We start from the raw sequence: 13,769 nt of genomic DNA, 5'->3' as shown, positions 1-13,769 counted from the left end.
ACCTTATTTAGGCGAATTTAGCCATTCCTATTTTCTAACGATCACCAGAGACGTTATTTGGCTTATTTTGCTTCAATGGGAACTGTTTTTCAGGTTTTTCGATGAAATAAGCTCACTGGAGATCGTTAGAATTTGGAAAGCCTCGTTTAGGGGCAAATAAGGCCCGTGGTGATCGTTAGAATTTCTGCATCCTATTTTCTTGAATCGTTAGTGTATCGTTGGTAAGGCGTTCGTGGTGGCCAATTTAATGAACCATCGTTATTTGGTGCATATCTTATGGGTGGTTCAAATCGTGCACCAAACTCATATAACTATTTCTTGCGTCTTGCTTCATAGACGAACTTTTGACTGGATTGTGTGGGAGCTTGCTCGGGATCAAAGTCTGCATAGACTTCGATATCGGTGAATCCAATCTTCTCCAGCACAAGACGTAACTCCTCCACACCATACCATCTTAAGGTGAGTTCCTGCATCTCCGTGCCCACGAGTTTACCTTGGTGCCATTGTTCATAGCGAATCAGGTTTGTTTTATACTGGTGCAACAGATTGATTTCGGTCGTTCTCACTTCAATGGTAATCGTGTCACCACCTGGTAAGCGGACAGTAGATGTATCAATGGAAGCGGGCTTCGTCACGTCAGGCAAAAAGAGATCAAAGATTAACCTGCCCCCTGCCTCTAAGTGATCATACAGATTCTGGAGGATTCGAATAGAAGAACGACGATCCTGGATAAGCATCAGTGAGCCGCTTGGAATAATAATGGCTTCGTAACGATAGGGAAGCTGCAAATTTTCAAGATCGGCTACAAACAGCTCAGGCATAGGTAGATTACGTTCGGTGCATCGGGAACGGCAGGACTGAACCATAGCTTCTGAATAATCGACTCCATCAACTTTCAACCCTGTTTCGAGTAATGGAATGAGCATTCGGCCAGAACCTGACATTGCTTCAAGGATGCGTCCGTTGCAATGCTGCAGCAGGTTGCTGTAAAATTCGATATCGCCTCCCAAGGAGTGTCCGATAGGCTTGGTAATATCGTATACCTTGGTGCATAAAGGGCCGTAATAACTGAATGACATTGTATAATACCTCCACTAGTAAGGATGTTTAAAACAGAAGTGTGGAAGGTAAATTCTTGCGGAACTATCCCTTCCGGCAACCGTGTTTGGAAATGGATTTTTCAGAGCAGACTATCATAGGAATCACACACCTTATATGTAAGATAAACCCATTATAGGTTGAGTTAGAAAAAAGCGTCAAGGAGGTAACCCAGGAATGGAATCATCACCAACGGCATTACCGGATATTAAGGAAGAACTTGTATTGATGGCATCTGTTGCAAAAGTATGGCCTAAGGTCTCGACAGCAGAAGGACTGGGGTCGTGGTTCATGCCCAGCAATTTGGAGCCAGTCGAAGGACATGAATTCACACTGGAAGCAGGACCTTTTGGACAATCCCCTTGCCAAGTGATTGAAGTGCAACCGCAACAGAAGCTGAGCTTTCGCTGGGGAAAAGATTGGACGTTAACATTTGAACTTGCTGAACAAGCGGAAGGAACCCATTTTACATTGATTCACAGCGGCTGGGATGCGGATAAACTGACTGAATTCGGACAGGCTCATGCGGTGATCCGTGAACGTATGGCTCAGGGTTGGGCCGGTCTTGTGCAGAAGCTAGCAGAGGCCGTCAAATAAAGCTTAAACCAGCCAACACAAATATCACGAAATGTATGATGTGCGTCGCGTATCCTACGTGCCTACGTACCCTACCCTAAGAGCATCCCTAAGCCCCGGCTTCTCCCTGGTTTCCATCTGGCGAGAATAGTTCGGGGCTTTTTGGCCTGCCGCCCTACCATAAGAAAGCCTTAAAAGTATTTTTTTGCTATGAAATGAGCTAAAACTGTTCATGAACTATTTCCGTGAGCACCGGAAACGTGTAACATGGATCTATAGAAAAAAATCGACAAAAAGTGATATCTGTCGCTGTAATGAGGGTGGAAGGAATACATAGATGAGAAAACACTGGATCATGTTGACGCTAAGTTTCATTTGTGTTGTTCTGCTTCCACTGGGATGGATCGCCCAGGTATGGATCAGTGAGCGGGACAATCCTCAGGTTATAGAGGGGCGTATAGATCTACGTCAATGGGATTTCAGCCAGGAAGGTGTCGCTAAGTTAAATGGCATCTGGGACTACTATCCTGACAAGCTGCTCGGTCCGGAAGATTTTGAAGCCGATATGTCAGGCCGCAGACCCTTGTCCGCTCCTATGGATGTTCGGGTTCCGTCCAAATGGAATGCTGCGCTTGGAAAAGGACAAGGTTATGGAACATATCACTTGCAAGTGAAACTCACCCCTGGCCATTTACAAAAACGTTATGGGATTCATACACAGAACGTACGCATGTCACATCGCATTTTTATTAATGGCAATCTCATAGGGGGTATGGGTTCTCCAGGGGTAACCAAAGATTCAGACCGTCAAAAGAATCTACCCTTTACAGGCTTTACTTCCATAGAGGGAGATACAGCTGACATTATTATTCAGGTATCCAATTATAGCTATGCGTCTGGAGGTATAGTTGCATCTGTTTTATTCGGGGATGAGGCTAGTATTTTCCGAAGGCAGCAGTTGGACGGGCTCAAGGATCTGATGACCTTGTTTGGATTTATTCTGCCCGCTGTTTTTTTTCTCGTGTTGTTCAGGCTGCGACGCAGTGAGAAAGAGCTCCAATTTCTAGGACTGTTCAGCCTCTCGGGTGCATTGTATGCCCTCACGCATGGAGAGAAGTTGCTGGCCACATTTATACCTTTACTGACGCACGATGCGATGCTTCGACTTCAACTTCTCAGCGGAGCATTCTCATATTATTTTTTGCTTCGATATCTGGCTGCATTAGTGCCGGGGGCAGTCCATGGTTGGTTTGTGCGTTTGGGTTGGATTCTGCTTGTTGCTCAATCTCTAATAGGTCTTACTTTCCCTACCACACTATTCTCTGCCTTTGAAGCACCGATGCTGCTTATTTCGTTCTCAGTGTTATTCTATGCGATACGAACCATGATCTTTTGGTCGCGTAAGAGGACAAACGACAGCCACTTCGCATTGGTTGGCTTAATGAGTATTATCATGGTTGTTGTGTTGTTCACGATCGGGGCATTTGTGGCTATCGATACCGCCTTTCTGGCATTGCTTGAACTTCTGTTATTTGTTCTGATTCAGATGTTTGTTACAGCTATTCGTTTTGCGCAGTCATTCCTTGAAGTGGAAGCTTTGTCGGAGCGTTTGCTGGTGATTGACAGCCTCAAGGATGAATTCATGGCGAATACGTCGCATGAGCTGAGGACACCACTACATGGCATTATTAACATTGCGGAGTCTATGCTGGAAGGATCGGCAGGAGCTGTTACGCCAAAACAAGCCAAAAATCTGTCCATGATTACCGCTACGGGGAAAAGATTATCCCTGCTAGTCAATGACATTTTGGACTTCTCCAAACTAAAAAACAGCGAAATCGAGTTAAATCGCGTTCCTGTTGATCTGGAGTCGGTCGCTCGAACAGTGGTTGAGGTTTCGGGGTTTACGTTCGATGACAAGCCCATTGTGCTGATTCAGCAATGGCCTGATGCATTACCACTAGTGGAAGCGGACGAGCATCGGCTACGGCAGATTCTCTATAATCTTCTTGGCAATGCTTACAAGTTTACAGAGCATGGCGTGATCCGGCTGTATGCCTCTGTGGAAGGGGACAAGGTCAGAGTATCTGTTGCGGATACTGGCGTGGGGATTGCATCCGAAAGGCTGCATGATATTTTCCAATCTTACGAGCAAAGCAATGGAACGATGGAACGGGCTTATGAGGGGACCGGGCTGGGTCTCAGCATCACGAAAAAACTTGTTGAGTTGGGTGAAGGCGAAATATGGGTCGAATCAGAACCGGGAGTCGGATCGACGTTTCATTTTACGTTACCCATTGTACAATTACCGTTACTACAAGAACAGATCAACCCTGTGCCGGCTCGTTATGTGACAACACAAGGGAAAAAGGCGAAGGACTATGTTGCCAGGGATTTGAGTGACTCCAGTCCAATTCAGGAACAGGATGGGAATCATGTTGGGGAACCTACGATTCTGATTGTGGATGATGATCCTGTAAATCGACATGTGCTTCTGAACTTGCTCTCTACGGAGCATTACCGGGTCATTGCAGCAGACAGCGGTTTTAAAGCAATCGAGCTGTATGAGCAACACCCATCCATAGATCTGGTTATTACCGACTGGATGATGCCCAAAATGTCCGGTCCGGAGCTTTGTCGCAAGTTGCGGGAGCATCGTTCGTTGTCCGAGTTGCCTATTCTGATGCTGACTGCTCGTGGATTACCCGAGGATATTCGGCATGGCTTCCAGGCGGGGGCAAATGATTTTCTGAGTAAACCTGTCGATGCGGGTGAATTACGGGCGCGGGTTCGAACGCTGATCGATCTGCGTACCTCTGTACAGGATACGATTCGGGCGGAGATGGCCTTTCTTCAGGCGCAGATCAAACCTCATTTTCTCTACAATGCGCTGAATGTAATTATTGCAACTTGTGCTGTAGATCCCGATAAGGCAACGGACCTGCTTATCGAATTGAGTCATTATTTGCGAGGTAGCTTTGATTTTCAGAACAGGGATCAACTGGTTCCGTTGTACAAAGAGCTCGAATTGGTAGAGTCCTACGTTCATCTGGAACAGGCGAGGTTTGAAGACAGGCTTGTCGTTAAATATGAAGTACAGCCGGATTTAAGGTTGTTTTTACCACCGCTCACCATTCAACCGCTTGTAGAGAATGCGATTCGTCATGGGGTGATGGAGAGGGCTGCAGGCGGTACGGTGCGGCTTCATATTTTCCAGGAAGGTGACGATGTCATCGTTCGTGTACAGGATGACGGTGTGGGTATACCTCCTGAACGTATGGCTCAGGTGAAGTCAGGTCGAACAGAAGGTCCCGGAGGTGTTGGGCTTCAAAATATCAATCGCCGTCTTATGTCGCTCTATGGACAGGGACTGAATATTCAGAGTCATGTAGGAAGCGGTACACAAATTCAATTTCATATTCCGCTGAACCAGGTTAATCATTTTACATGAGACTTTGAGTTCATGGATTGGGTAAGTATGGTTAACATGAATAAGCCAAAGCCGATATAGCGGCTATCCATATTAAATCTCTCATGGCAGGAGGTTGGGGAACGTTGAGAGCCATAGTCATTGATGATGAGAAGCCGGCGCAGCTTCATCTGCAGCGCCTGCTGCAGTCAGATGGAAGAATTAATCCTGTTCAATGTTTTTCAACAGCACGCGAAGGTATTCATTATTTGACCATCGATCGTGTGGATGTTGTATTTCTGGATATTGGTATGCCAGAGGTTAATGGTCTGGAAGCGGCTGAATATATACAGCAACTCGATTCAAGCATTCGAATCATATTTGTAACCGCGTATGCGGACCATGCGGTGGAGGCATTCGAGTTGCATGCTCTGGATTATGTATTAAAACCGGTCAGTTCTGCCAGACTTAGCAAGACCATCGATCGTATTGCAGGTACGATGTCTTATCACGCTCAGACAGCAGCGACGATGGAGGTGCAAGAATCGGAACCTGAAGCCCAGGCCGAGGAGTTGGAATTTAAAGCACCTGGTTTGTTGACTTTTAAACATCTGGATATATTCAGAAGTATGGATCATAGCGCCGAGAAGCATAAATGGCGCACCACCAAATCTCAGGAGTTATTTGCATTTTTGTTTCATCACCGGGAAGAGTGGGTAAGCAAGGAGGTTCTGCTTGATAAGCTTTGGGCCGATGTATCTCAGGATAAAGGGCTGACACTGCTACATACTTCTGTCTATCAGATTCGCAAATTATTGAAGGAATGGAACATGACAGGCAAGCTGGAGTACAATATGAACCGTTATCGTCTGCTGACAGGTAACTTGGTGAGCGATATTGAACAATTTGAGCAGGCCTTGTCCTATGAAGCTGTTACTTCGGATAATGTGAACGAGCTGAGACAGGTCGCCCTGCTGTATCGCGGCGATTATCTGGAAGAGCATGACTATGATTGGGCCAGATCCAAGAGCAGGGAGCTCCGTCGTAAGTATATGGGACTTGTCATGGATATCGCTCATTGGGAGATGTCCCACAAGCGGGGCGAGCAGGCGATTGAGCTATTAATGGAATTGCAGGAACGTGAGCCTTATTCAGAAGAAATCTGCCGGTTAATGATGGAGATCTATGCTTCCATGGATGATCAACAAGGCATATTGCGACTGTATCATTCCTTTACATTGACCTTGAAAGAGGATTTGGGTCATCAGCCCGAACCTGAAACGAGCAAACTATACGAAAGTCTGACCAAACAATAGACAATAGATATTTAGGGCGTGTCTGAAAACTCTGAAGAAGGCAGGTTTTGCTGAATTTTCGTTCCAAGCAAGGAAGTTTTCTGCAGGCGTGCTGGGGCACGTCAAGGGAAACTGACGCAGCAGGGGGGAAAAGGCGGTGAAAGATGCACTTCAATAGGTTTCAAGACACGCCCTAGGCAGAAGGGGTGTAGCGCATGAAATTATTCATACACCGCAAAGATCTGCGTACAGATGATCTAAGCGCTTTGGATTATTTGCGTGAGCAGGAAGAAGAGAGCCTGCATGTGTTGATCTATGATCCATTCCTGCTCCGGCAAGGCCGGGAGAAGGAGCATAGCGGTGCAAACTTCCTCCGTCATGCCGCAACACTGGGCAGAAAGTATAAGAAAGCGAAACGGCAGCTGCAAGTAGCTTATGGCAAACCCGCCGAAGTGGTGGATTGGTTACTGAGCCACATGGAGGACAAGATCAGTGAGATTGTCGTCCATCGGGACATGACGCCATATGCGATGGAACGGGATCGAGAGATACGTAAAGTCTGTGAATCCTATGGGATCACATTCACCCAACTGACGGATCATTTGCTGGTTGATCTGAAAGCCTTCGCCAGTTTCACAGGCAAATCAGAACCCTATAAAGTCTTTGCCGCCTTCCATCGACGCTGGGTTGAATTCATGAATGAACATCCTAATCCACCATCGGCAATCACGATTGCAGACGTGGACGTCACTGAACGAATTGTGGATTGGCCGGAGGCTATGAAGGTTCCTCATGCTTTGTTGGAGAATTCGGATGAGGCAGGAGATGAAGAGAATCCACATATGTTGCTGGATCGTTTTCTGTCCGAACGAGTAGCAGATTACGGGGATCATCGGGATGAGTTCGAGGCCTATGAGCCAAGCCATCTCAGCTCATATGTAGCTGTGGGGGCAGTATCTATTCGCAAGATGTATGATGCTGCACAGCGTATATCCGAAGCTGGGGAGTGGATCAGACAGCTCTGTTTCCGCGATTTCTACTTGTACAGGGCAGTCTATGAGCAAGATTATTTTACGTATGAAAAAGTGTATGATCTCTCTGTTCTTCAAGATACTCATTTCGAACGTTGGTGCAGAGCGGAAACGGGCATTCCGATTATTGATGCAGCCATGACAGAACTGAACGAGACCGGGCATATGCCCAATCGGCTCCGCATTCTGACAGCGATGTTTTTGACGAAAAACCTTCAGTGTCCGTTCACGCTGGGTGAAGCATACTTCAGAAGGAAGCTGAAAGATTATGATAACATCCAGAATCGGGGGAACTGGCTGTGGTGCGCCTCGCTGGGTGAAAATGCTGCGCCATATTTCCGTGTGAATAATCCGGTTACGCAGTCTGAGAAGTATGATGCTCAGGGCGACTATATTCGCAAGTGGCTACCCGAGTTGAAGGATTTGCATAGCAAGGAGATTCACCAACCACGCAAGGATGCGATCGTAGATCTGAAAGTTTCCAGACAGGCAGCCATTGACGTGTACAAGCAGATTCTGGCGAGTCGGGAGAAAAACTGAATTTTGAATGATGATGAAGGCAGGGAGGGAACTCCTTGCCTTTTGTTATATAAATTAGGACATGTGCGAAATGTAATTAAATATGGTATTTAATTACAGAATTTGTTACTGTTTTAGTATAAGGTAGAGTTAGAACAGGAAAACATGGCATTGTCGATTTTATTGTTGAACGAAGGGATGAGGTGTATGAAACAAATACAATCTGCAGAGTTGATCGGTAAAGAAGCCGCAACAATGATTGGTCTGAAATGGGAGGGAACGTTCGCTGAGGCAGGGGCTGGAGGTATTCGCAAGGTGCAGACCGAATTTAAGCGTCGCCTGCATGAAATCAAGAATATGATGCATCCGGATGAGCTATTGGGTTTGTCGTATCATATGACAGAAACCGGGTTTGTCCACTATGTTGCCGTCCAGGTAGATGACGTGGCATCTCCGAATGTCCCGGAGGGAATGGTTCAATTTGAAGTTCCGGCACATGATTATGTGAAATACACCCATATCAAAGGAGAATCCATTGAATCTTCTTATCATTTAATCTATGCATGGATTGAAGAACAGGGACTTTTTCTATCGAATGAACCGCTTACGCATTATGAAGTGTACCCTATGAAGCAGGATTCCAATGATCATGAACCTGAGTTTAACATTTTTGTACCGGTAAATAAAAAAAGTTAGAGTAACGACACAACAAGCCTCAGGCCGCGTCACAGCGGTCTTTTTGACATGTCTGACGATGTGAATGATCTGAAAATTTCTTGGAAATTAAAGAAAAATTAAGGAATTGGACTACACATGTTAAGCGATATGCCTTTTAATAGATAGAGAGCTTAATGGACTAAGTCATATTTAACATATTGACGAATACATAAAGGAGAACCTCTAAACCATGAGTCAAACACTGAAAAGAGAACGAATCCCGGAGTTAAATCTCGTACGGGCTGTGGCGATTATCGGTGTGCTATTTGTACATTCCACCTCCAATGCTACGCTGGAAATGACCAATTCCAGTTACTATTGGTTGTACAACTTTGTTAATATTTTCATGAAATATGGTACACCAACCTTTATTTTTTTGAGCAGCTTTGTGCTGTTCTATAATTATTATACCCGTCCGCTAGACAAGAGATTAGTCACGAATTTTTATAAGAAGCGCTTTGTCTACATTTTGTTGCCTTACTTCCTGTTTTCGATTATGTATTTTGTTGTGCTGCATTACCTGTATTACCAGGGACGCCCGTTTAATGAGTCGTTGATTACTTTTATTGAAAGGCTGTTTACAGGCAAAGCCTACACGCATCTATATTTTGTTTTTATTAATATGCAATTTTATCTCATCTTCCCACTCGTGCTATGGCTATTGAAGAAACATCCTGCTGTTGTAAAGTGGTCTATCCCGATCGGGCTTTTTATTCAATGGGCCTTCATCGTCAGTAATAAATACGGGTTCCAGGTGCCCAACAAAGGAAGCTGGGCTTTCTCTTATTTCTCCTATTTCATGCTTGGAGCTTTTATGGGCGTATATTTCCCGCAGATCAAACAATGGTTTGTGATCAGCCGGACGAATGCAACTAAAATGCGCGTAGTTTCATGGATTGTGCTGTGGGTTGTGTGGATCATGGCGGGACTTGCTCACGTATATATTTATTATTTGCTACGGTTGAAAATTGCGACCTATAACACGTTATGGTATGAGCTTTTCTGGAATGTGCATACCTTTGCCTGTGCACTGGTTATTATCCAGATTGCATACTTGCTCTACCGCAAAGGTCCTGCACTAATCGTCAAACCGTTAAATCGACTGGGTGCACTATCCTTCGGCATTTATCTGATTCATCCGTTTTTCCTTTTGTTTTATCGTGAGCATCCACCCCAAACGGGGGTATCCTGGTTGATTCATCTGTGGTACGCCGCCGGATTTGGTATTGCACTGATCGCTTCATGGATTGTGGTCGGGCTGGCGGCACGATTCCTGCCACATGCCTGGATTATCTTTGGTAATCTGCCCAAACCGAAGCCGCGTCTTGTACCGCAACAACATTCGGGGCAAGTGGATGTTTGATCTTGAAGTCAGATCATACCTGTTCAAAAGCCATTTTTCGGTTCAGCCTTAGGTTGAGCTTGAGAATGGCTTTTTGTTGTGCTGAAGTGATTCCGGGGTTCTGCAGATACTATGGGTGTTTATCGTGGGAACGAATGTTTCTTTTTCATAATACAAGGGTAATCATAAGGCGGAAAGATAATAACTACTATATAAGTTGAACTATTTATTTACACAGAAACGGAGAGGACAGAAAAATCCGGGGATAACAGCGATGGGAAGGTTATTCTGTCGTCGTAGTGTTCAGTTTAGACAGCTTTAGTTCAACTTATAGAAAACTTCGAGAACAGGATCAAGGTGATCATACATGACAAGATGTGAACAATGCGGGAAACCGATGCAAGATATATTGGAATATGTGGAGCACATTCTTCACGAATGCAACGAGCAGACAACTGAATTTAAGTCGGAAGAGTACAAGTCTTATAGCTATGAGGGTGTTCGCGAGCAGTTGTGATACAATAGAAAGAAACCGGATTCATTCGGAACCGAGGTGACAACCATGGAGACAGGATCAGCCCCTTTCCGCGAAGGGAAGACAGCACACGAAACGCGACAAACCAAGACATGTATGTATTGCGGAGAGCGACGGCCTGCGTCGGAGTTTCGGCGTAGAACGGGAAGGCGTGCGAGTTCCGGAGCCAGACGCGGAGCCTGTCGCCGTTGTCGTCAACTCGGTGTACGAGAACAACATATGGCCGAAGTAGCTCAATCTGTAAAGGCTGAACAGCGTCGAGATGGGATGGACAACACCCTTCGGGAAGACATGACTTCATCTCCGGTGAAGAACGAACGGGAACGGAATGAGCGGATTGCGCTGCAGGGGTCAGCCGCAGGTAAGGAACAAGGCCGTGATTTGGGGAAACACGTAAATTCACATGCTGAAGCTGGGGCTGTGTTGATCGACCAGATGGAGAAGGATGTAGCGATCGTTTCGGTTAGTGATACGCCCAGCCAGCGGAAAAAACGCCGAAGACGGCGGAAAAAGAAGCCGTCAGAGGTGATACATGCGCATGCCTCTGCTCAGGAAGAGAGCGAGAGTGAGGCATCCACTGATTTGCATGCGGTGGATGGGGGGCCGCCGGGCGGGGAGCATCCGCCCGGCGATGTGCATTCGCCAGGCATAGCCGCTGCGAATGGCAAGGGCAGTGCACAGCGGGCGCGCAAGCGAGCTGCCGCTGCAGTTCCGGCCGCCGAGCAAGCATCGGCGGCCCAAGCCCTGCTGCCGGCTACGCCGGAAGGCCCGGCAGCAGGGCCAGCGCCTTTGGCTGCGGACGAGCCACCCGCAGCCCGGCGCAAACGCAAGCGGCGCCGCAAGCTTGCAGCGGCGCTCGCGCCCGGCGCAGGGCAGGCCCGCAGCGAAGCTGCTGAGGCCCCTGCGCCGGAGCCCGGCCTTGCCCGTGACGAGGCCAGCACGGGCAAGGCTTCTTCGGCGGCGAAGGCACAGCCAGCCGCCGCCGGGCGCGAGCCATCGCATGCCAGCCGCAGTCACGGGGCTGGCATGGATGGCCGACCGCGGCGTCATCACGCGCCGCCGGCAGCGATTGACCCGGAAGATCCGGCTTCGCTCCGGACCAACCGTCAGGGCATGGTGCGCATGCGCGGCAAAACGGACAAAGGACGCCGCTGGCATCAGGAAGTGGATATGGAACTTGCCGTTACACTGGTGAAGGAAAAAGCTGCCGTTGTGATTAATCGGTATACCATTCGCCGATTGTTCAGCAACAAGGATTTCAAGCGGTTTATTCTGGACCGTGACAAGTATACCTGTTACTTCTGCGGCTCCTATGGAGATACTATTGATCATCTTCTTCCACGGGCCAAAGGTGGACATACAACACCGCTCAATTGTGTATGTGCCTGCAATCTGTGTAATCAATCCAAAGCGGCGATGGATGCGGACGAGTTCATGCGTTCGGGCATTCCAGAGTGGAATGCAGCCCATCAGGCAGAACTGCTTGCGCTGGAGATACAGGAAACGGGATTGGAATAAGCGATAGACAAGCTATGCTCCTGAAGTTTCAGGAGCTTTTATATGTAGAGCACACCTGGGTGAATGATCAGGGTGTGCTTTTTTGATTTGCTCTCCTATTCAAATATTTCTTCAAATTGACAACGATGCGACATCCTAATGTACGTTATACTTGGAGGGCGGCAGTCGAATTGTTTTTAAAATGTACTACTTTTTATAGATCGAATAGATTGGATGGATGCGGATGACACCAGCAGCACTTGATATTATGTCATACATCACGGAGGAAAATATTCGGTTCTGGCTGGAGAAGTTTCGTTCTCTCGGTCCATTGCCGGGCATTTTGCTTACGTTTATGAAGTCTTTTGTACCACCGCTTCCAACGTTATTAATTGTGGGTGTGAACGGAGCGGTGTACGGGTTGTGGGCAGGATTTTTGTACTCCTGGATCGGCATGGTGCTTGGCTGTACCGTGACATTCCTGATCGTGCGAGAGATCGGGAAGTCTGCTTTTGTGGAAAAATGGGCACGCAAACCGCGTGTACAACGCAGCATGGTATGGATTCGTAGAAACGCATTCAGTTATGTATTCCTGCTTAGCATTTTTCCTGTGGGGCCATTTGTCATTATTAATGTGGCTGCAGGTATCGCCCGTATGCGATTGTTATCCTTCCTGCTTGCGGTGGGGCTCGGTAAAGGTATTATGATTTTCTCTGTAACGTATATTGGTTCAAATGTAGAGCAGTTTCTGGAGCATCCGGTACGCTGGATCGGCGTCGTGTTGTTCATTGCATTATCTCTGTGGGCGAGCCGGAAATTGGAACGTCACTTCACCCGGCTTAAACCGGATCAGGATGAACGACATCCGATACAGCAGGCTTCTGAAAAAACGATTTCCTCATAAGCAGACAAGGCATACGATTGGGAATACCGGGTGCGTCAACTTGTGCTTCAAGGCAAGCTCGATATGGAGGGCAATACGCGTGCCATGCGTTTTTATCGTGTTCGAATAGCAAGGGGAATGTAGCTCCAATCGGAGAATCTTCCCCCTGCTTATATGGTTTTCATTAAGACAGCAACTCAAACCCTGCGATTGAGCCACAGCTTGGTTAAAGGCCCGCCTTCCCCATATACCGGGTCTGTGCCTGGTACAGGAACCTCTAGAATTTCTTGTAACACCTCAGGCCGCTCCTCTGGTTTGCCTGTTCGAGTGTTGTAATTCATGCCTCCAGGATAAGCTCCCGCGATCCGAAAATCGGGACTGGCTTCCAGACGTTTATGGCCGGTTCCAGCGGGCAATACAACCACATCACCACTCTCCAGATAGACCTTCTTTCCGTTCTCACCGCCTATAATTAACCTCACAAATCCGCTCATTACCGCAAGCACCTCGTGCGCATTGCTGTGATAATGATGATAATCGTATACACCGTTGATCCAGCTATTGCCCCATCCATTCCGGTTCAATTCGGATTCGGCACGGGTAGGTTCGGTACGCCAGACTCCTTTGTACAGAAGTACTGGCAGATGCGGATGATTCGGAATGACTCCGTCGTCTTGAAATTTCATGGACTGGATATCGCTATAATCTTGCCTTAGATCTCTCATTTGGGTTCACCTCTTTCCATGTATTAACCTTTCAGGGAATAAAGGAATAAAAAAATATTTGTAAAATGATACAAAATGTATCATTTTCAGGTTATACTCGATACAGACATTCTCTTTAAAGCGCCCGATGAAAAAAAGGAGT

At 47.0% G+C, this 13,769-nt stretch carries 10 protein-coding genes and 1 pseudogene; 9 read left to right on the top strand and 2 right to left on the bottom strand.

What is annotated here, in order from left to right; genetic code table 11:
• Positions 1-311: 311 nt before the first annotated feature.
• Complete coding sequence (locus MKY23_RS27160; RefSeq protein ID WP_221786750.1) at positions 312-1,079, bottom strand: class I SAM-dependent methyltransferase; 768 nt, start codon at positions 1,077-1,079, stop codon at positions 312-314.
• 196 nt (positions 1,080-1,275) lie between these two features.
• Here MKY23_RS27160 and MKY23_RS27155 point away from each other — a divergent pair, with 196 nt between their 5' ends.
• From MKY23_RS27155 to MKY23_RS27115, 9 genes and pseudogenes are all read left to right on the top strand, one after another.
• On the top strand, positions 1,276-1,695 hold the full coding sequence (locus MKY23_RS27155) for an SRPBCC domain-containing protein (RefSeq protein WP_339833730.1): 420 nt from the start codon (positions 1,276-1,278) through the stop codon (positions 1,693-1,695).
• A 316-nt stretch (positions 1,696-2,011) separates the two neighbouring features.
• Positions 2,012-5,125 carry an ATP-binding protein gene (locus MKY23_RS27150; RefSeq protein WP_339833728.1) on the top strand — a complete coding sequence of 1,038 codons (3,114 nt, stop codon included), beginning with the start codon at positions 2,012-2,014 and terminating at the stop codon, positions 5,123-5,125.
• A 104-nt stretch (positions 5,126-5,229) separates the two neighbouring features.
• Positions 5,230-6,399 (top strand): response regulator, encoded by a 1,170-nt coding sequence (locus MKY23_RS27145; RefSeq protein ID WP_221786742.1) that lies wholly within the window; start codon positions 5,230-5,232, stop codon positions 6,397-6,399.
• Positions 6,400-6,593: 194 nt separating this feature from the next.
• Entirely contained in the window at positions 6,594-7,949 is a 1,356-nt protein-coding gene (locus MKY23_RS27140) for a deoxyribodipyrimidine photo-lyase (protein WP_221786740.1), read from the top strand.
• 186 nt (positions 7,950-8,135) lie between these two features.
• Positions 8,136-8,624 (top strand): GyrI-like domain-containing protein, encoded by a 489-nt coding sequence (locus tag MKY23_RS27135; RefSeq protein WP_221786738.1) that lies wholly within the window; start codon positions 8,136-8,138, stop codon positions 8,622-8,624.
• 211 nt (positions 8,625-8,835) lie between these two features.
• Entirely contained in the window at positions 8,836-10,008 is a 1,173-nt protein-coding gene (locus MKY23_RS27130) for an acyltransferase (RefSeq protein WP_221786734.1), read from the top strand.
• A 346-nt stretch (positions 10,009-10,354) separates the two neighbouring features.
• Positions 10,355-10,504 (top strand): hypothetical protein, encoded by a 150-nt coding sequence (locus tag MKY23_RS27125; RefSeq protein WP_186811748.1) that lies wholly within the window; start codon positions 10,355-10,357, stop codon positions 10,502-10,504.
• A gap of 1,107 nt (positions 10,505-11,611) precedes the next feature.
• Positions 11,612-12,040: pseudogene (locus tag MKY23_RS27120) on the top strand (HNH endonuclease); the annotation flags it as partial.
• Between the two features lie 247 nt (positions 12,041-12,287).
• Complete coding sequence (locus tag MKY23_RS27115; RefSeq protein ID WP_336121644.1) at positions 12,288-12,923, top strand: TVP38/TMEM64 family protein; 636 nt, start codon at positions 12,288-12,290, stop codon at positions 12,921-12,923.
• Between the two features lie 176 nt (positions 12,924-13,099).
• On the opposite strand, the gene MKY23_RS27110 is transcribed toward MKY23_RS27115, so the two are convergent.
• Positions 13,100-13,627: a cupin domain-containing protein gene (locus MKY23_RS27110; RefSeq protein ID WP_339833718.1), complete on the bottom strand. Its 528-nt coding sequence runs from the start codon at positions 13,625-13,627 to the stop codon at positions 13,100-13,102.
• Between the last annotated feature and the right edge of the window lie 142 nt (positions 13,628-13,769).

This window comes from Paenibacillus sp. FSL R7-0272 (assembly GCF_037969905.1).
In the GTDB taxonomy this organism is placed as follows: Bacteria; Bacillota; Bacilli; order Paenibacillales; family Paenibacillaceae; genus Paenibacillus; species Paenibacillus polysaccharolyticus.
The sequence above is the reverse complement of the archived record's forward strand: the minus strand, read 5'-3'. Positions and strand labels throughout refer to the sequence as shown.

What these genes read in the sequence shown, in the direction of transcription:
- MKY23_RS27160 (WP_221786750.1), bottom strand. Translation starts at nt 1,079, where the DNA reads ATGTCATTCAGTTATTACGGCCCTTTATGCACCAAGGTATACGATATT.
- MKY23_RS27155 (WP_339833730.1), top strand. Translation starts at nt 1,276, where the DNA reads ATGGAATCATCACCAACGGCATTACCGGATATTAAGGAAGAACTTGTA.
- MKY23_RS27150 (WP_339833728.1), top strand. Translation starts at nt 2,012, where the DNA reads ATGAGAAAACACTGGATCATGTTGACGCTAAGTTTCATTTGTGTTGTT.
- MKY23_RS27140 (WP_221786740.1), top strand. Translation starts at nt 6,594, where the DNA reads ATGAAATTATTCATACACCGCAAAGATCTGCGTACAGATGATCTAAGC.
- MKY23_RS27135 (WP_221786738.1), top strand. Translation starts at nt 8,136, where the DNA reads ATGAAACAAATACAATCTGCAGAGTTGATCGGTAAAGAAGCCGCAACA.
- MKY23_RS27130 (WP_221786734.1), top strand. Translation starts at nt 8,836, where the DNA reads ATGAGTCAAACACTGAAAAGAGAACGAATCCCGGAGTTAAATCTCGTA.
- MKY23_RS27125 (WP_186811748.1), top strand. Translation starts at nt 10,355, where the DNA reads ATGACAAGATGTGAACAATGCGGGAAACCGATGCAAGATATATTGGAA.
- MKY23_RS27115 (WP_336121644.1), top strand. Translation starts at nt 12,288, where the DNA reads ATGTCATACATCACGGAGGAAAATATTCGGTTCTGGCTGGAGAAGTTT.
- MKY23_RS27110 (WP_339833718.1), bottom strand. Translation starts at nt 13,627, where the DNA reads ATGAGAGATCTAAGGCAAGATTATAGCGATATCCAGTCCATGAAATTT.